The organism is Streptomyces sp. NBC_00203 (assembly GCF_045206325.1).
GTDB classification, from domain to species: Bacteria; Actinomycetota; Actinomycetes; order Streptomycetales; family Streptomycetaceae; genus Streptomyces; species Streptomyces lutosisoli.
On sequence record NZ_CP108126.1, the window covers coordinates 4647103 to 4664241 of the forward strand.

The 17139-nt window shown below is 70.6% G+C and carries 15 protein-coding genes; 6 read left to right on the plus strand and 9 right to left on the minus strand.

All coding sequences use genetic code 11. The annotated features are described in order from the left end of the window. Nucleotides 1-61 precede the first annotated feature (61 nt). Together OG975_RS20770 and OG975_RS20775 are read right to left on the minus strand one after the other, a co-directional pair. On the minus strand, nucleotides 62-391 hold the full coding sequence (locus tag OG975_RS20770) for an LPXTG cell wall anchor domain-containing protein (protein WP_406336375.1): 330 nt from the start codon (nucleotides 389-391) through the stop codon (nucleotides 62-64). 1035 nt (nucleotides 392-1426) lie between these two features. Further along, nucleotides 1427-1939 (minus strand): SLATT domain-containing protein, encoded by a 513-nt coding sequence (locus OG975_RS20775; protein WP_406330798.1) that lies wholly within the window; start codon nucleotides 1937-1939, stop codon nucleotides 1427-1429. A gap of 9 nt (nucleotides 1940-1948) precedes the next feature. On the opposite strand from OG975_RS20775, the gene OG975_RS20780 reads away from it, so the two are divergent. Then, nucleotides 1949-2251 (plus strand): LuxR C-terminal-related transcriptional regulator, encoded by a 303-nt coding sequence (locus OG975_RS20780; RefSeq protein WP_406330799.1) that lies wholly within the window; start codon nucleotides 1949-1951, stop codon nucleotides 2249-2251. 22 nt (nucleotides 2252-2273) lie between these two features. Here the strand turns inward: OG975_RS20780 and OG975_RS20785 are convergent, their stop codons facing one another. From OG975_RS20785 to OG975_RS20800, 4 genes are all read right to left on the minus strand, one after another. Further along, nucleotides 2274-3464 (minus strand): cytochrome P450, encoded by a 1191-nt coding sequence (locus tag OG975_RS20785; RefSeq protein WP_406330800.1) that lies wholly within the window; start codon nucleotides 3462-3464, stop codon nucleotides 2274-2276. Continuing rightward, nucleotides 3451-4203: a tRNA-dependent cyclodipeptide synthase gene (locus tag OG975_RS20790; RefSeq protein WP_406330801.1), complete on the minus strand. Its 753-nt coding sequence runs from the start codon at nucleotides 4201-4203 to the stop codon at nucleotides 3451-3453. Before OG975_RS20790 ends, OG975_RS20785 begins: the two co-directional genes overlap by 14 nt. Before the next feature lie 276 nt (nucleotides 4204-4479). Beyond that, on the minus strand, nucleotides 4480-5358 hold the full coding sequence (locus OG975_RS20795) for a calcium-binding protein (protein ID WP_406330802.1): 879 nt from the start codon (nucleotides 5356-5358) through the stop codon (nucleotides 4480-4482). 114 nt (nucleotides 5359-5472) lie between these two features. Further along, entirely contained in the window at nucleotides 5473-6717 is a 1245-nt protein-coding gene (locus OG975_RS20800) for an MFS transporter (RefSeq protein ID WP_406330804.1), read from the minus strand. 83 nt (nucleotides 6718-6800) lie between these two features. Here OG975_RS20800 and OG975_RS20805 point away from each other — a divergent pair, with 83 nt between their 5' ends. Further along, a complete protein-coding gene (locus OG975_RS20805) occupies nucleotides 6801-7769 on the plus strand; it encodes an ArsR/SmtB family transcription factor (protein ID WP_406330806.1) in 969 nt (322 codons plus the stop codon). 30 nt (nucleotides 7770-7799) lie between these two features. Here the strand turns inward: OG975_RS20805 and OG975_RS20810 are convergent, their stop codons facing one another. Further along, nucleotides 7800-8717, minus strand: coding sequence for an SMP-30/gluconolactonase/LRE family protein (locus OG975_RS20810; protein WP_406330808.1), 918 nt, complete (start codon nucleotides 8715-8717; stop codon nucleotides 7800-7802). 85 nt (nucleotides 8718-8802) lie between these two features. Between OG975_RS20810 and OG975_RS20815 the strand changes: the two genes are divergently transcribed. From OG975_RS20815 to OG975_RS20825, 3 genes are read left to right on the plus strand one after another with little or no spacing between them, the layout of a single operon-like run. Then, nucleotides 8803-9240 (plus strand): Lrp/AsnC family transcriptional regulator, encoded by a 438-nt coding sequence (locus OG975_RS20815; RefSeq protein WP_406336377.1) that lies wholly within the window; start codon nucleotides 8803-8805, stop codon nucleotides 9238-9240. Nucleotides 9241-9249: 9 nt separating this feature from the next. Beyond that, nucleotides 9250-9750 (plus strand): glutathione peroxidase, encoded by a 501-nt coding sequence (locus tag OG975_RS20820; RefSeq protein WP_330305295.1) that lies wholly within the window; start codon nucleotides 9250-9252, stop codon nucleotides 9748-9750. Between the two features lie 53 nt (nucleotides 9751-9803). Further along, nucleotides 9804-10670, plus strand: coding sequence for a MerR family transcriptional regulator (locus tag OG975_RS20825; protein WP_406330809.1), 867 nt, complete (start codon nucleotides 9804-9806; stop codon nucleotides 10668-10670). A gap of 179 nt (nucleotides 10671-10849) precedes the next feature. Here the strand turns inward: OG975_RS20825 and OG975_RS20830 are convergent, their stop codons facing one another. Both OG975_RS20830 and OG975_RS20835 read right to left on the minus strand, forming a co-directional pair. After that, on the minus strand, nucleotides 10850-12685 hold the full coding sequence (locus OG975_RS20830) for an MFS transporter (protein WP_406330811.1): 1836 nt from the start codon (nucleotides 12683-12685) through the stop codon (nucleotides 10850-10852). Between the two features lie 263 nt (nucleotides 12686-12948). Then, nucleotides 12949-15954, minus strand: a complete 3006-nt coding sequence (locus tag OG975_RS20835) for a serine hydrolase (RefSeq protein WP_406330813.1) — start codon at nucleotides 15952-15954, stop codon at nucleotides 12949-12951. Between the two features lie 222 nt (nucleotides 15955-16176). On the opposite strand from OG975_RS20835, the gene OG975_RS20840 reads away from it, so the two are divergent. Beyond that, nucleotides 16177-16932, plus strand: coding sequence for a GPP34 family phosphoprotein (locus tag OG975_RS20840; RefSeq protein WP_330305299.1), 756 nt, complete (start codon nucleotides 16177-16179; stop codon nucleotides 16930-16932). Nucleotides 16933-17139: the final 207 nt, after the last annotated feature.

The window sequence follows — 17139 nt, forward strand, 5'->3', positions numbered from 1 at the left end:
GCCACGGCGGGCGCGTCCAGCAAGTTGCTGGACGCGCCCGCCGTGACGTGATGGCCGGCCGTCAGGAGGACTTGGTGCCCGCGCGCCGGCGTACGGCCAGGATCAGGAGGGCGCCGAGTGCCGCGGCGACGGCTGCGGCGGCGGTGAGGAGCGGGGTGCCGTTCGAGCCCGTGCTCGCCAGGTTGCCGCCCGTGGAGCTGCCGGTGGAGCTGCTGGAACCGCCCGTGGAGCCGCCGGTCGAGGTGCCGGCCGAGGTGGAGCCCGTCGTGCCCGTGCCGCCGGCGGACTGCGGCTGGGGGTCGTTGTCGTCGCCGCCCGTGTCGGAGCCGCCGGTTGCCGAGCCGCCGCCGGTGGTGGTGCCTCCCGAGCCGGCCTCGCCGGGTACGTCGATGGTGAGGGGCGGCCGTGTCGTTGGCCGCGTTCTTGTCGAACGCCGGGTGGATGTCGTAGACGGAGGTCGCCCTCACCTCGCCCTTGGTGTCCTGCACGGTGTCCTTGAGCTTGAGCGTGAAGGAGTAGGTGAGCTCCTGGCCGACCTCGATGGTGTGGTCGGCGGGCGAGCAGACGTAGCGGGCCTTGCCCGGTTCCGACGGGCCGGTCGGGCCGTCGATCCCGAACGGCTCGCAGTCCTTGGGCACTTCGGTGGCGACGGTGCCGGGCGGGATCTGCACCATGAGTGCCGTCTGGTCGTCGCTCTCCTGGTTCTGGATCCAGCCGGGGCCGTCGTTGCGCAGCGTCGCCTTGACCGTCACGGTGCTGCCGGGAGCCGCCTCGGCCCGGTCACCGACGGCCACGAGGTCCGCCGAGCTGTCCGCGGTCAGGGCCAGGCGCTTGTAGCTGTCGCTGTACCCCTCGTCGGGGGTCTCACCGGTGGGCCCCGTGCCGTACTCGACGGCCTCCATCAGCGCCTTGGGCAGCGCCTTGAACCGTACGGGCGTGGTGACGGAGGCGCCGGGTTCGATGACCGTGTCGAGTTCACACAGCGCCTGCCTCACCTGGTCCTCGATGGTCGAATAGGTGCAGCCCTCGACGGTCTCGGGGAAGTCGAGGCCACGGGTCAGGCGGATACGGAAGGTGACGCCGTCCGCCGCCGTGCCCTTGTTGGTGAGGGTGACGGACTGGTCGTACGTCTCTCCGGGCTGGGGAGTGGCACTCGGCAGCGTCGAGATCACCAGCTCGGGCGTGCCCTCCTCGGCGTGCGCCACGGGGCGACGGCCACGGGGACGACGGCGGCGATCGCGGCAGCGGCCACGAGGTCTGCCGAGGGGCGGAGGTGCTGACGCACGGTTGGTCTCCTCGTCAGGGTCGGTCAGGGGTCGGGACGGCGACCGGGCCACCGTTGGCCACCCGGTCATGTCCTGGACCCCTGGAGGGCCCCTGGGGTTGTAGCGATCCGGGCTCCGAGGTGCCTCTCGCCCGGACCCGGTCAGCTCGGTGAGCTGCCCCCCGTAGTCGCGCGCTGGCGCTGGTCGGACCACTGGCGGAGTTCCTCGGCTCCTACGTTCTCGACGGCGGCGAGGAGGGTCTGGCGGGCCTCTTCGTCGCGGGCCGAGTCGGGGAGCAGCTGGTATCGGTTGATGGCTCTGCGCAGTGCCTCACGGGACTGGGCCGCCAGGACGTAGCGGGGGCCGTGGCCGAACACCTGGCGGAAGCCCGTGAAGAACAGGGCTCCCCCGGCTATGAGGGCCGTCAGCCACGCCGGTGCGCCCAGGCCCGCCGCCACCACCGTGCACGAGGACGTGGTCAGGGCTCCCAGCTCGGACAGGCGGTACCACCGTCGGGCCGAGTCGCGCACCTGCTCGTAGAAGGCCAGGTCGTCCAGGGCCAGGGCAAGGAGCGGATCCGGTGCGGAGGTCCAGCGCTCGGTCTCGCGCGATGGGGCCGGTGCCTGTGTCGGTGTCGGTGCCTGTGTCGGTGTCAGGGGCTGTCTGCGGCGCATGCGCACATCGTGTCCCGGGAACGCCCGGGACGGAACAGGCCGCTGTCGTCCAGCCATGCGGCCAAGGTGTACGGAACGCCCTTACGAGCGACCGAAGTTCACGAGCGTCCTGCCGGGCGCGGGCGCGAGGTCCTCGGCCGGCTCGCCCAGAGCCGCTCCAACACCGGGACGGCGGAAGGCCTGTTCATCTCGGAGAAGGCCGTCGCCAAGCACATCGGCGACATCCTCACCGAGTTGGGCCTTCCGCCGTCCGGCACCGACAACCGGCGCGTCCTCGCGGTCCTCGCGGTCCTCGCCTGTCTGGACCGCTAGCGGCCGGACATCACACGCTCGATCACCACATCACCGGGAGTCTCTCCGGGATGCGCTTCATGAAGCCCGTCCGCCAGACCAACTGCTCGATAGGAACCGCCAGTTGGATGTCGGGCATCCGCTCCAGCAGCACCTCCAGCGCGATCTCCGCGTGCCGCTTCCCCAGGGCCGTCGCCGGGCAGTAGTGGCGGCCGCCGCCGAAGGAGAGGTGCGCGGTGCTGTTGTCGCGGGTGAGGTCGAAGCGGTACGGGTCCGGGAACTGCGCCGGGTCGAAGTTGGCGCCCTCGACCAGCACCAGGACCAGTTCGCCCTTGCGGACCTCCACCTCGCCCAGCCGTACGTCCTCCAGGGCCAGGCGGGGCAGACCGTCGCCGATGGAGAGGTTGACGCGCAGGAGTTCGTCCACGGCGGCCGGGATGCGAGCGGGGTTCGCGGTCAATTCCCTTCCCAGCTCCGGGCGTTGGAGGAGCGACACGAGCGCCATCGCCAGGAAGCCCGAGGTCGATATGACGCCCGCGCCGAACATCGTCACCCCCACCGTCGCGAGCATCTCGTCGGTCAGGTGGGCGTACTCAGGGTCCTCGCGCAGGGCCGCCAGCTCGGACATCAGGCCCGTCGCCGACGGGTCGTCCAGGCGGGCGGTCATGTACGCGATGTCCCGGTCCCAGTTCAGCTTGGCGCCCGTGACCGGGCAGGCGGAGTTCATGAACGCGATGTCCAGGCTGCGCATCAGCCGGGGCGCGTCCGTCTGCGGGATGCCGAGGATGTGGCAGTGCATGGCCGCCGAGTACGGGTCCGTGAAGCCGCCGCGCAGATCCGCGGGGGCACCCTCGGCCAGCAGGCCGTCGACCAGCTCGGCGGCGTACGACCGCATCCAGTCCGTCAGGCCCTCGCTCTTCGGGTTGAGCGCCTTGAGGACGGCCTTGCGCAGCCCGGCACCCGTGATGTTGCCCATGTTGTTGACGACCTCGGGCGGGATCGTCAGGGCGTACTGGCGTGGCACGCCGGGCGCCGAGGTGTCCTTCAGGCTGAAGCGGTCGTCCTCCAGGACCTGCTTGCACAGGTCGTACGAGGAGACCAGCCAGGCCTCGTCGCCCGCGATGGTCCGCACCCGGCGCACCGGGGCCGATGACCGCAACTCCTCGACCTCGGAAGGAAGTTGGTCACCCCGCCACGAGAACGGGAAGTCGATCAGCGTCTCAGCGGTCGCCATCGGTGGCTCCTTCCGTGCCGGCGGGGGTGATGATCGCGTGGCCCTGGTTTCGGGACGCGCGCAGGCCCGAACCACGCGCGTAGAGGAGCTCGGCCATCGGCAGGAGCTGGTGGTAGCAGTTGAGGGAGGACGGGACGCCCAGGATGGCCGGGGTGTCCAGGAACAGCGGGGCCTCGGCGCAGACGTACTGAAGGCAGACCTCGCGCTGCCGCGCGGTGCCCTCCCGTCCGTCGAGGACCTTCGAGGAGAGGAACGCGTCCACGAGGGTGTCGCAGGTCCTGCGGAACTCCCCGTCGGTGTCGAGGAGTTCGCGGATGTGGTCGTGGATCCGCCGGTACGCCGGGTTGTCCACGAAGTCGGACATCGCGTACGCGGCGAGCCCCTCGGCGCCGAACTCCTCGGCGGCGGCGGTCACCTTGGCGCGTACGCCCCGGAGGTTCTTGACCGCCTTGCGGCGGGCGTCGTCGGCTGGGTAGCCCAACGCCTCGTACATGTCCGCCACATGGAGGTCCGTATAGACGAAGTCGACCCGGTCGAAGTGCTCGATCCCCCAGCGGGCCAGGTCGTTGATCCGGCGGGCCGAGAAGTAGCTGTTGCCCGGCGAGACACCGATCACGGCGTGGTCGCCCGCCGCGTGGATGACCTGGCAGTGGGGGGTGTAAGGCTGAACTCTGAAGAGGCCGGAGATCGTTGGCCTGGGAGTGACGTGCCGGCTCTCGGAAACAGTTGCAGTAGTCAACTGGAGAGTGTCCTTCGCGTCGCTAGTCCCAATGGAGCCTCGTGCTCCTGGTGTGGCGACGACGCCGTGAAGTTATCGGGCGGACACGGAGAGTGTCAACGGCGGGCCAGTGCGGGTGGGTGGGGGCTGGTCCAAAAGATTGCGCAGTTCCCCGCGCCCCTAAAAGGGGCGCGGGGAACTGCGCAATCTTTTAGCGGGGGTCTGGGGGCGCAGCCCCCAGGAACGGATGGGACGGGTAGGGGCGGCGGGGGCGAAAGAAACCGGCGGGCGGCCGCCTCAGTACTGGTACACCCTGTCGGTGCCCGGGCCGCCCGACAGGGAGTCGGTCCCCGCGCCCCCGTGCAGCAGGTCGTCGCCGCTGTTGCCGTACAGCTTGTCGTTGCCCGTGCCGCCGTACAGGGAGTCGTTGCCGCGGCCCCCCTGGAGGAGGTCGCCGCCCGCGTTGCCGTACAGCTTGTCCTTGCCGTCGTCGCCGAAGAGGGCGTTGCCGGAACTCGTGCCCGACAGGCTGTCGTTGCCCGTACCGCCGTGGCACTCGGCGTGGCACTTCACGAGCGTGTCGTTGCCCGCGCCGCCGTACGCGCCCTCGTCGTAGACCCCGCCCCCGCCGGCGAGGTGGTCGTTGCCGCCCTGCCCGTAGAGGACGTCCACGCCGTGGCCGGTCAGGGTGTCGTTGCCCGTGCCGCCGTAGATCCTCGTGTACCCGCCACTGGTGTCGCCGGTCGTCGCGGTGTCGTCGCCGTCGCCGAGGTCGACGATCAGGGAGTCGAGGTCGGATGCCGAGGTGTTGGGCTCGGTGACCGTGCAGACCGCCTTGGTGTCGTCGTCGGCGTCCGGGCGGACACAGCCGTCGCCGAGGGCGATCGTGACGGAGTCGTCGAAGGTGTAGATGAAGTCGGAGAGCTGGGACCCCGGGTCGAACGCGCCGAGCTTCCAGGTGATGCTCAGGTTGTTCTTCTGGCCCGCGGCCGCCGTGTAGTAGAGCTTCTGGCCCACGACATTCGCCGTCGCGCTCTTGGCCGACGCGCTCTTGGCGGTCGCGGCGTGGGCCGTCGCCGTCGGGACGGCGACCGCGGCGCACACGGCGACGAGCGCCAGTGCCTTCGGCAAGGCGGCGGCGGCTGCTGCTGTACGGCGGCTGCGGCGAGTGAACATGGTTACCCCTTGGTGTGCCCTGGTGTGTTTCTGCGCGCTCGTGTGCGCTTTTCGGTCACCTCCTTCGACCCTGGCGACCGTGGGGTGGTTGTGACCCGTGTCGCCCAACTCCGCTCAATTCAGGGAGAGTTCACTCTCGCTTGGCTCCCCCTTGGCGCGGACACCTCCCACCGTTGGCGCCAGCGTCAGCGTCACGGCGATCGAGGCGACCGCCATCACCGTCATCGCCGTACCGGGCGAGGTCAGTTGGGCCACTCCTCCCGCCAGCGCCGCACTCGCGCCCTGCATGGTGAGCATCCCCGCCGTGTGCAACCCGAGGGCGTGGCCGCTCAGTTCGTCGGGGATCAGGGCCACCAGACGTTCCTGCTGCATCAGACTCGAACCGAAGCCGATGGAAGCCACCGCTACGGCGGCCGCCGCGACAGCCACGCCCGGCCGGAGCACGAACACCAGATACGGCGTCGCGAGCAGCAGCAGGAACGGGATGCCGAGGCGTGCCCGCAACCGGGGCGGCAGAAGACGGCCCGTCGTCACGTCCCCCACGAACATCCCGAACGCCGCGAAGGCGAACAGCGCGCCCGCCCGGCTCGGCGCGTACGACACGAACAGCGACTCGCAGCCGACGATCAGGCCGTTGGGGATCCAGAGGAGGAGGTAGAGGGTGCGGCGCTCGCGCGAGGAGAACAGACGGGCGTTGGTGCGCCAGGTCGTCGCGATCGAGGGACGGCCCAAGGCGCGCGGGGCGCGGCGGGTCAGGCCGAGGCGGGCGACCACCGCGGCGGCCAGGTACAGCGCGGCCGCCGTGAGGAGCGTGACGCGAGGGGACAGCAGCGCGACCAGGACGCCTCCCGCCCCGTACCCGGTGATCTGCGCGATGCCATGCATCATGTTGAACACCGAACGCCCCAGCAAATAGCCGCTGTTGCCGCCATCTCCGCCATTGCCGCTGTTGGCGCTGTTGGCGTCTTTGGCGAGGATCTCGTTCAGCAGGCCCCACAGCACTCCGCCGCCAAAGGACTGGATCAGTCCGAGAAGCAGGAGCAGGGCGAAGATCGTCCAGACCGGGATACCGGGGATCGACATCACCGCCGTACCGGCCCCGAACGCGAGCGCGATGCCCGCCACGGTCGCCCTCGGCGGCAGCCGGTCCGCCGCCGACAGCATGGTCGTCGCGCCGACGACCTGCGCCAGCGACGGGCCGAACATGCTCAGCGCGGTGAGCAGCGGCGAGCCCGTCGCCCGGTACACGAGGGTGGCGAGCGCCAGACCGCTCACCGTCGAGGCGGCGGCCCTGAAACAGGAGGAGAGGAACAGCGGGGTGAACTCCCGCGTGCGGAAGAGATCCGAGTAGCTGCGCATGGGCGGAGTCTGCGAGGACGCGACGGGCGGCCGTTATTGTTTCGCGCGGACGCGAAACCAAGGGGCTTACGGAGGGCGGGCGGATGGGCTGGTGGCAGGTGAATGCCGACACCCTCGCCGACAGCCGCTTCGTCCTCTCCCCCCTCGCCGAGACCTTCGCGAGCCTGAAACTGCTGCACGCGGGCACCGCCACCCACCCCGGCGAGCGCACCTGGCTGAACGCCCACCTGCCCTCGTACCAAAGGCGCCTGGCCACCGATCCGGTCACCGAGCTGCTGATCCGGTCCGGCCTCGGCCGGGACTGGATCGCCGACTTCCTGACCCCGACCCCGTACGGCGACGAGTCCTTCGAGGCCGAAGTCGCCCGGGTGCGCGAGGCGAAGCCGGAGGCCGCCCGCGCCCACCTCACCCGCTCCGCGCGCGGCCCGCTCCCCGCCGACCTCGCGGACCGCGACGACCTGCCCGAACGCGCCGCCGGTCTCCTCACCTACGTATGGGAGGAATCCGTACGCCCCTACTGGGACCGTCGGCGGCGCATCCTGGAGGCGGACGTGGTCGCCCGGACGGCACACCTCAGTCAGGGCGGCTGGGCGGCGGCCCTGGACGCGCTGCGGCCGGGCACCCGGTGGCTCGGCGACAACCGGCTCCAGGTCAACCTGCACGAGTACCCGCCGCGCGAGATCTCCGGCGCCCAGCTCCTCTTCGTGCCCGTCACGCCGAAGGCCGGGTGGGTGAGCTGGGAGGAGCCGCACCGGTACGCCGTCGTCTACCCCTGCGCGGGCGCCCTGACCGACGTGGGCGGCGAGGCCGTCCCGGAGAGCCTCGGCGCGCTCCTCGGCCCCGCCCGCGCCGGCGTCCTCGTCCTCCTCGACTCCCCCATGTCCACAAGCCAGCTCGTCGCCGTGACCGGGCAGGCGCTGGGCTCGGTCGGACGCCATCTGAAGGTGCTGCTGGACGCTCGGCTGGTGGAGCGGCGGCGGGCGGGGCGGTCGGTGCTGTACTCGCGGACGGCGGCCGGTGAGGTGCTGGTGCGGGCCGCGCAAGGCGCCTGATGCGCGCAATGCAGGTGAGGCGCATGAGGATCAGACGCGCGGCGCTCCCGTCACCGACATCACCAGGGAGTACAGCGACGTGGACGCCGTGATGAACAGGCGGTTGTTCTTCGGGCCGCCGAACGCGATGTTGGAGACCGTCTCGGGCACGAGCAGCCGGCCGATGAGGTCGCCGTCGGGGGCGTAGCAGTGCACGCCGTCCGCCAGGGCGGCGGCCCACAGGCGGCCCTCGTCGTCGAAGCGGATGTTGTCGAAGTGGACGTCGTCCTTGGCCTCGGCGAAGACCTTGCCGTTCGTGAGGGTGCCGTCGTCGTGGACGTCGAAGACGTGGATGCGGGCGGCGCGGGAGTCGGAGACGTACAGCCGCTTCTCGTCGGGCGAGAGGATGACGCCGTTGGGCCCGTCGAAGCCGTCGGCGGCGAGCGTGACCTCGCCGGTCGCCGGGTCGATCCGGTACAGGTTGCGGGCGCCGATCTCGGAATCGGCGCGGTGGCCCTCGTAGTCGCTGGTGATGCCGAAGTCCGGGTCGGAGAACCAGATCGTGCCGTCGGAGCGGACGACCGCGTCGTTCGGGCTGTTGAGCCGCTTGCCGTCGTAGCGGTCGGCGAGGACGGTGACGCTGCCGTCAGGCTCGGTGCGGGTGACGCGGCGGTTGCCCTGCTCGCAGGTGACCAGGCGGCCCTGACGGTCGAGGGTGTTGCCGTTGCTGTGACCGGCCGGGGCGCGGAAAAGGCCGGTCGTGCCGGTGGCCTCGTCCCAGCGCAGGATGCGGTCGTTCGGGATGTCGCTCCAGATCAGCTGACGCCAGGCGGGCACGTAGAGCGGGCCCTCGGCCCAGCGGCAGCCGGAGTGGAGCACCTCCAGCCTGCTGTCGCCGTTGACACAGCGGCCGGTGCGGAAGCGGTCGTCCAGGATCTCGTACAGGCCTTTGACGATGTGGCCGGACATGGTTTCCCCTCAGCAGCATTGATCGGGATCTCATTCAACGTAGCACGCATGTCACCGAACCAGATATGGTCTTTCCATGAAACGAGTGGACGACATCGACCGTCGGCTGATCGCACTGCTTCAGCAGGACGCCACCCAGTCCTACGCCGTGCTGGGCAAGGCGGTCGGCCTGTCGGCGGGTGCCGCGCACGAGCGGGTGCGCAAGCTGCGTGAACAGGGGGTCATCCGGGCCACGACGGTCGACGTCGACCCCGCGGCGCTCGACCGCGGGGTCCTCGCCTTCGTGCTCGTCGACTCGAACATGTGGATGGGCGAGCGGGCCGACGCCTTCGCCGCCGTACCGGAGATCCAGGAGGCCCACGTCATCGCGGGCAGCGCCGCACTGCTGGTGAAGGTGCGCACCGCGACGACCGAGCAGCTCCAGGACGTACTGCGCCGCCTGTACGCGATCGACGGGGTCAGCGGAACGCAGGCGACGGTCGTCCTGGAGACCTTCTTCGAGCGGCCCGTGCACGCTGGTTAGCATCGCTGTATGACTACTGAGAATTCTGTACTTGACGTCGAAATCGGGGCACTCAAGGGCGGTTCGGCCGATCTCGGTCAGTACCGCGGCAAGGCCGTCCTCATCGTGAACGTGGCCTCCAAGTGCGGGCTGACCCCGCAGTATGCGGGCCTTGAGCGGCTCCAGGAGCGCTACGCCGACCAGGGCTTCACCGTCCTCGGCGTGCCCTGCAACCAGTTCCTCGGGCAGGAGCCCGGCACCTCCGAGGAGATCGCCGAGTTCTGCTCCGCCACGTACGGCGTGACCTTCCCGCTCACCGAGAAGGTCGAGGTGAACGGCGACGCGCGGCACGGGCTGTACGAGCGGCTGGTCGGCACCGAGGACGCCGAGGGCCACAGCGGGGACATCCGCTGGAACTTCGAGAAGTTCCTGATCGGCCGGGACGGCGCGGTCGTCGCCCGCTTCTCGCCGCAGACCGAGCCGGAGTCGGCCGAGGTCGTCGCGGCGGTGGAGAAGCAGCTCGCCGGTTGACCTTGCCCCTGGGGCAAGGCCGAGTCTCCATGTCACCGGGCGGAAGGAGCCCGGTGACGGAGGATGTGCTCGTGGACCAGGAACTGCTCACGATCGGTGCGTTCGCCGCGCGGGCCCGGCTCTCGCCGAAGGCCCTGCGGCTGTACGACCGGCTGGGGCTGCTGGCCCCGGCGCACGTCGACGAGGTCAGCGGTTACCGCTACTACCGCGCCGACCAGGCCGAGCGCGCCCGGCTCGTCGCGCTGCTGCGGCAGCTCGACATGCCGCTCGCGCGGATCGCGGAGGTGGTGGCGGCGGAGGGTTCCGCCGCCGCCGGCCTCCTCGACGCGTACTGGGCGGACACCGAGGCGCGGTTCGCCTCGCAGCGGACGCTGGCCGAGTACCTCCGTGGACGGCTGTCCGGGAGGAGTTCGGAGATGTACGGGAAGTTCGTGATCGAGACGGTCGAGGTGCCCGAGCGCGTGGTGCTGACCGAGAAGCGGCACACGCTCGCGGACGAGCTGCCGGTCTGGATCCCGGCCGCGCTGGGGCGACTGGAGGAGGGCGCCCGGGAGGCCGGGGGGATCGCCGGAGACCCCTTCGTCGTCTACTACGCCGAGGTCAGCAACGAGAGCGACGGGCCCGCCGAGTCGTGCGTACCGGTCGCCGATGCGGACGCCGCGCGGGCCTGGGCCGAGGGGCAGGCACGGGCCCGGGGAATCCAGGTCCGTGTCGAGCCCGCCCAGCGCCTCGCCTACGCCCGCATCACCAAGGCCCAGGTCGCCCACCCCCAGATCCTCGCCGCCTTCGAGGCCGTCGAGGCGTGGATCACCGAACAGGGGCTGTCGTACGACGGTCCCTGCCGTGAGATCTACTTCGCGGACTGGGATGCGGCGGGGCCGGAGGACGCGGTGTGCGATGTAGCGTTTCCGGTGAGGTGACGTCGTCGGGGCTGGTTTTCGCCCCCGCCGCCCCTACCCGTCCCATCCCTGGGGGCTGCGCCCCCAGACCCCCCTAAAAGATTGCGCAGTTCCCCGCGCCCCTTTTAGGGGCGCGGGGAACTGCGCAATCTTTTGGATCAGCCCCCACCCACCCGCAGCCAAAGCACAACCGCCAGGTGTCAGCGCAGCTCCTCCGGGCACGGTGTGCCCCGGGGGAGCTGGTAGGGCGCCGCCAGGCGGTAGGTGCCCGGCTTGGGGGCCAGGAGTTCGGTCCATTTGTCGCCCGCCGCGGTCTCCTCCGTGGGCATCAGGCAACCGTTGAGGTTGTCGAACGTCTTCGGCGTGCCGTCCTCACGGTTCTTGGACGCCTCCGTCTCCTGCGGCGGCTGCACACTCTTGCCCTTGGCGTCGACGATGCTGAGCCACGGGGAGTACGGGACGCGGATGAGGATGCGCCCCGCCTTCTCCACCTCGATGGTCAGCTCACCCTGTTCCGCGCTGTCGACGACGGCGTTGGGCTCGGCGAGCTGCGCGGGGTCCGTGACCGCGAAGAGCTGCCAGTTCGCGTCGCCCCAGATCTGCCGGAGGTAAGGCATACCGCGCTGGACGAGCTGGCGTTCGCGTTCGCCTCCGTCGCCGTCCGGTTCGCCCTTCGGCAGCACCACGTAGTGGACGGCCCAGCGCTGGAGCCACTCGTGGTAGTTCGCGGAGTTGAGGGTGTCGTCGTAGAAGAGCGGGTTGCGCTCCATGTCGGCCTGGCGGTTCCAGCCGCGGGCGAGGTTCACGTACGGGGCGAGGGCGGAGGCCTCCCGGTGGGAACGGGCGGGGACCACTTCCACGCGGCCCTTCTCGGCGCCCACCACCTGGAGCTGGTTGACGAGAGGGGCCAGCTCGCGTGCCCAGGACGCCGCCGGAGTCGTATGCACTATGTCGTCGACCGACTTGAAGCCGATCCACCCGTTGAGCCCGACGATGGCGACGACGAGGGTGTACCACTTGCGCGACTTCGGCACCGTGAAGGGCAGGGCCGCCAGCAGCGTGACGCCCCCGAACAGCATCGGGAGCCGGCTGATGTTGGTGCCGATCTGCGAGCTGATCAGCCAGACGAGGAGGACACCGAGGCCGTACACCGCCGCCGTGATCCGTACCGTCTTCCACTCCTTGGGGACCAGGGAGAAGACCAGGACCGCGTACAGGAACGGCAGGATGACCGAGTACCAGGCCATCGGCTGGGTGCCGGAGAACGGGAACAGCCAGGCCGACACGGCCACCACGAGCGTCGGCGCGATCCCGAGGGCGTACGCGCCGGGGCGGCGCTTCTGGAGGAACAGGGCCACCGCCACCAGGCCGACGAACAGTCCGGCCACCGGCGACGCGGCGGTCGCCAGCGCGGCGAGCGGCGCCGCGCACAGGGCCTTCGCCCAGCGTTTGTAGCGCCAGCGGTACGGCCAGCAGAAGACGATCGCCGTCGCACCGAGCGCGAACACGATGCCCAGGCCGTACGTCACCCGGCCAGAGATCGCGTTGCACAGCAGAGCGAAGACGCCCCCGAGAGCCGGCCACAGCGGGTTCTTCACCGCCCGGCTGCGGATCAGGATCATCGTCAGCAGGCCCGCCGAGATGGTCCCGGCGATCATCATCGTCGTACGGACGCCGAGCACCGACATCAGATACGGCGACACCACGCTGTACGACACCGGGTGCATCCCGCCGTACCAGGCGAGGTTGTACGCCGAGTCCGGGTGCCGCCCCACGAACTCCGCCCACGCGTCCTGCGCGGCGAGATCCCCGCCACTGTTCGCGAACGTGAAGAACCAGACGATGTGCAGTACGCCGGAGAGGGCGGTGGCGAGGGTGACGGGGTGCCGGAGGAACCGGCTCAGGCGGGTGCTGTGTGCCGCCTCGGACGCTTCGTCGCGCCCTCCTTCAGGTGCGCGGGCGCGCAGCGGTATTCGCGGGCCCGTTCCTGGTCCCGGATCGGCGTCGTCGGCGTGTGTCGGCTCCGCTGTCGCCACTGCAAGGCACTCCCACTGTCCCGTTTTCCGTTCGGCCGGGACCCGCGGCTCGCGACCAGCCCCGATCTCGCGACGCTAGCACGCACCCCGCTGGTGGGCGCCCGGGTGGGGCGGCATCGGCGGGGTGCGGTGCGTTCTTTCGTATATGTCGTACGTCACCGGTGCGCGGGTCGGTACATCACCGGTGCGTACGTCCGTTCCGTACACCTGTTCCGTACGACTGTTCCATACGGCCGTTCGTACGGAACAGTCGTACGGTCCGTTCAGCCGACGCGGGTCAGCTTGGCGCCGAGGGCGGGCTCGGCGAGGTCCGACTGGAGCGCGACGGGGATCTTCACGGCGTGACTGGAGCCGTCGCCGACCGTCAGCTGGCCGACGACCGTGCCGGCCTTGCCGCTGTGCGGAACCGCCTTGCCGTCGACCAGGCCGACCGACAGCTTGGTCTTCAGACCGGGCCAGCCGACCGCCGTCATGTTCTTGGTGGCGACGACGGGGGTCTGGCCGCCGAGCTGGTCGTCCACATAGCCGACGACCTGGCCCTTCTTCACGACCGTGGCGGAGATCAGGCTCTGCTGGACCTTGTCGATCAGCTTCTGGCTGTTGGTGAGCGCCAGCTGGAGGCTGTCCCAGACCTTGCCGGTGCCGGCGTTCTGGTTCAGGACGGCTCCGTAGACCGTCTGCGTCTTGCCGTTCACGGTCTTGGTGGCGGCCCACACCAGGTTGCCGCCCGCGGGCGTCGACGAGCCGGTCTTCAGGCCGATCACGCCGACCTGCTTCACCAGCAGGTCGTTGTTGTTGTAGATGGTGCTGTCGAGGCCGGGGATCTTGGCGCTGGCCATCCCGACGATGCCGCGGAACACCTCGTCCTGCATGACTGCCTTGGCCAGCTTGAGCTGGTCGGTGGCGGTGCTGACCGTCGTCTTCTCCAGACCGCTCGGGTCCGTGTACGTCGACTTCGTCATGCCGAGCTTCTTGGCCGCGGCGTTCATCTTGGCGACGAAGGTCTTGTTGTCGGAGTCCCAGCGGGCCAGCAGCCGTGCCGCGTTGTTGCCCGAGGGGATCATCAGCATCTGGAGCATCTGGCGCTCCGTGAACTGCTGGCCCTTCGACATCGCCGCCGTCGACTCGTCCGGCAGCTTCGACTCGTCCTCGGCCTGCTGGTCGACGGTGATCTTCTCGCCGCCCTCGTTCCCCTTCAGCGGGTGCTCCTGAAGGATCACGTACGCCGTCATGATCTTGGCGACGCTCGCGATGGGGGCGGGCGACTGCTTGCCCTCCGTGCCGAGGCTGCCGACGCCCTCGACCTCGATCGCCGACTGTCCCTGGCCCGGCCAGGGCAGGTCGAGCGTGCCGCCGTCGAAGGTGTACGTCTCGTCGGCGGTGAGCGTGAGGGCCGCGGCCGGGAGCGGGCGTACCGCCTGTACGACTGCAAAGATCACCGCGAGCAGCAGGACCAGCGGGGTCCAGATCTTGACCCGCCGCACGACCGTCCGGACCGGGGTCTGCGGGGGCGGCGGCGTGTTCGTCAGCTCGGCCAGCAGATCCAGCGGCGGCTTCGGCGGCAACGGCTGCTGGGTGGTGCGCTCGGGGCCGACCTGCGGGAGGGCGGCGGTCGCGTCGGCGGGGGTGCTCGCGGGCCCGGCCGGGGCCTTCGGCTTCGCGGGGGCCGCCGCGTCGAGCGGCTTGAGGGCGACGAACTTGCTGGTGCGCTCGGGGTCGGACGCGGGCTTGGCGGCGGGGGTGGGCTTGCTCGCGGGCTTGGCGGTGGACTCGCCTGCGGGCTTGGCGGTGGGCGGCTTGGTGGCACCGCCCAGCTTGAGCATGGTGGTGGGCTGATCCACGGCCGGGAGCCGAGGGGCCTTGAAGACGGCGGTGGGCTGGTCGACGGGGGGCTCGGGGGTGGAGTCCTTGGCGTCGGCCGGGGTCTTGGCCGCCGCGGAAGCCTTGGCGTCGGCCGGAGTCTTGGCGTCGGCCGCAGCCTTGGCCGCTGCGGAAGCCTTCGGGTCCCTGGAGCTCTTCGCGGCCACGGAGGCCCGCGGGTCGACCGGGCCCTTCGCGTCGGCAGAAGCCTTCTCGTCCTTCGAGTCCTTGGCGTCGGCCGGGGCCTTCGCCGCCGCGGCAGCCTTCGGGTCCGTGGAGGCCCGCAGGTCCACCGGGCCCTTCTCGTCGACAGAAGCCTTCTCGTCCTTCGAGTCCTTGGCGTCGGCCGGAGTCCCGGCAGATGCCGAGTCCTTGGCGGAAGCCGGGGCCTTCGAGTCCGCGGAGTCCTTGGAGGGCGCCGAGGTGGCCTTCGAGGGCTCCTGCGGGGAGTCCTCCGGAGACGCGTCGGAGGGCTCATTGGGCGAGCCGTCCGACGTGCCCTTCGGGCCGGGGGCGGCATCCTTGCCCGAAGTGCCGCCGTCCGCCTCGGGCTTCGGCTTGCCTGCGGGCGCGGAGGCGGCGTCGGAGGCGCTCTTCGCCTCGGGCTCCCCAGCGGCAGAAGCCTCGACGGAGGCAGAGTCCCGCTCCTCGCCGGAAACGCCGTCGGCATCGGCATCGGCATCGGCATCGGCAGGTGACGCCACGTCAGCCGCCCCCGAGTCACGGTCATCCTCGGCGTCGACCGCGGATGCGGCGCTGTCCGTAGCCGCGTCGGAGCCCCTGGAGCCGGAACCCCGTTCCCCGCGCGTCGGCTCGTCGCCGGACGCCGTCGCGTCACCGCCACCCTCGGCGTCCGCCGCGTTGGCGTCGGCGTCGACGTCGGCCGTCGGCTCGGCGGATTCCTCGTCGGCGGCGTCAGACGCGTCGTTGGTGTCCTCCGTGGCCGTGTCGGTCACGGGGCGCCCCGCGGCGGAGTCCCGGCCGTCGCGGCCGGCCGCCGCGGACTCGTCCCCGTCCGCCCCCGCCACCCACGCGGCCACAGCCGCGCGCAGCCGGGAGTCGCCCTCGGGGCCACCCGTGCCGGACTCGGAGGACGCGCCCCCGTCCGACGGGGCATCCTCCGGCGCGGAGGTCCCCTCGGCCTGCTTCAGCGATCCTTCCGCCGCCGCGAGGGCCTTCGTGGAGAACACCGCCGTAGCCTGATCCACCCCGATGGTGGACGCCCGTTCGCGGGCCACCGCCATACGGGGGTCAGCCGCGGCCGGAGCCGAAGCCGCGGCCGACGCGGCGCCCCGCGCCGGACTCGGAACCGCGGCCGGGGTCCCCGGCGTCGCTTCTGCCGACGACGCCGACGACTCGTGCTGCTTCGACCTGTCGGGGGACTCGCCCGCCACCGATGCCTCCTCCATGGGCCGCACACCCTCCGTGCGCCCAACCGAACCGTGAAAACCCGTGAACCGCCGCCCGGACACCGCTGTCCGAACCATGTACCAGTGTCCTGTGTGAGGGCTTAACCCCTGCGGTAGACGAGAACGACATATCTATCGGTTCCACTACGAACCGGTCACGCACCCTCGACAGACCAATGTGAGAGGGGTCACCCTGTCATTCATCCACGCGGGGAGGCATGGATGGGCAGGAGCCGCAGATCAATTCCGGAAGAGCTTCTACTGCTGGCGCTGGACCCGACCACGGGTACCACCGCACAGCCGCAGTCGCTCGACCTCGGTCTGGCCGGAGCACAGCTAGTAGAGCTGGCGCTGGCCGGACGGATAGCCCCAGACGGGGATCGTATCGCCGTGGTGCAGCCACGGCCGACTGGAGACCCAACGCTGGACTGTGCGTTGGAACTGCTTCGCCGACGCGGAGCACCCGTACGCGCGGTGAACTGGATTGGCGGACCCCGACTGGGGCTGCGCCAGACCTATCTCTCGCATCTGGAGAGGTGCGGCATGGTGCATGCCGTGGCCGGCCAGATGTGCGGGGTGCTTCCGACGACTCGCTACCAAGCGACGGACACGGAGATCAGCCGGGAGATCAGGTCCCGGCTGGACACTGCGATCCGCACCGGCGTACCGCCGGACCCGCGGACCGCCGCGCTCGCCGCGCTGGCCCATGCGGTCGGTCTCGGCAAGCACCTGTATCCGGGGAACGAGGGACGCTCGTCCCGCTCCCGGCTGCGGGACCTGATCAGGCATGACCCCATGGGCGGCCTCGTGGCCCACGCGGTCATGGACGTTCAGAACGGTGTGGCCGCACAGCCACGCCGTAACCCGGCACCGGCAGGCCGTCCGGCCAGCGCCGGAGTCAGGTCCGCTCCGGAACCCGCCCGCGGTGTTCCGATGCAACCGCGCCACGGTGCCATGGCGCGAGCTGTGGCCCACTGAGCCGTAGTCCCAGGGCCGCGCGAGCACGACCAGCACCGACGCATGACCGGTACCGACGTATGACCGGTACCACCGCACGATCAGTACCGACGGCACGATCAGGCGCCGCCAGTACCGAAGGCACCGCAGCACGATGAGCACCGCCATTTTCACCTCAGCGCCGCACCGCAGTCCCCAGGATCCGGTTCGGGAGCCGCTGGCTCGCGC

Bases quoted from the DNA above. Each gene is read 5' to 3' on its own strand.
- OG975_RS20840 (WP_330305299.1), top strand. From the start codon at position 16,177: ATGGGCAGGAGCCGCAGATCAATTCCGGAAGAGCTTCTACTGCTGGCG.
- OG975_RS20805 (WP_406330806.1), top strand. From the start codon at position 6,801: ATGGGCTGGTGGCAGGTGAATGCCGACACCCTCGCCGACAGCCGCTTC.
- OG975_RS20820 (WP_330305295.1), top strand. From the start codon at position 9,250: ATGACTACTGAGAATTCTGTACTTGACGTCGAAATCGGGGCACTCAAG.
- OG975_RS20795 (WP_406330802.1), bottom strand. From the start codon at position 5,358: ATGTTCACTCGCCGCAGCCGCCGTACAGCAGCAGCCGCCGCCGCCTTG.
- OG975_RS20810 (WP_406330808.1), bottom strand. From the start codon at position 8,717: ATGTCCGGCCACATCGTCAAAGGCCTGTACGAGATCCTGGACGACCGC.
- OG975_RS20800 (WP_406330804.1), bottom strand. From the start codon at position 6,717: ATGCGCAGCTACTCGGATCTCTTCCGCACGCGGGAGTTCACCCCGCTG.
- OG975_RS20775 (WP_406330798.1), bottom strand. From the start codon at position 1,939: ATGCGCCGCAGACAGCCCCTGACACCGACACAGGCACCGACACCGACA.
- OG975_RS20835 (WP_406330813.1), bottom strand. From the start codon at position 15,954: ATGGAGGAGGCATCGGTGGCGGGCGAGTCCCCCGACAGGTCGAAGCAG.
- OG975_RS20785 (WP_406330800.1), bottom strand. From the start codon at position 3,464: ATGGCGACCGCTGAGACGCTGATCGACTTCCCGTTCTCGTGGCGGGGT.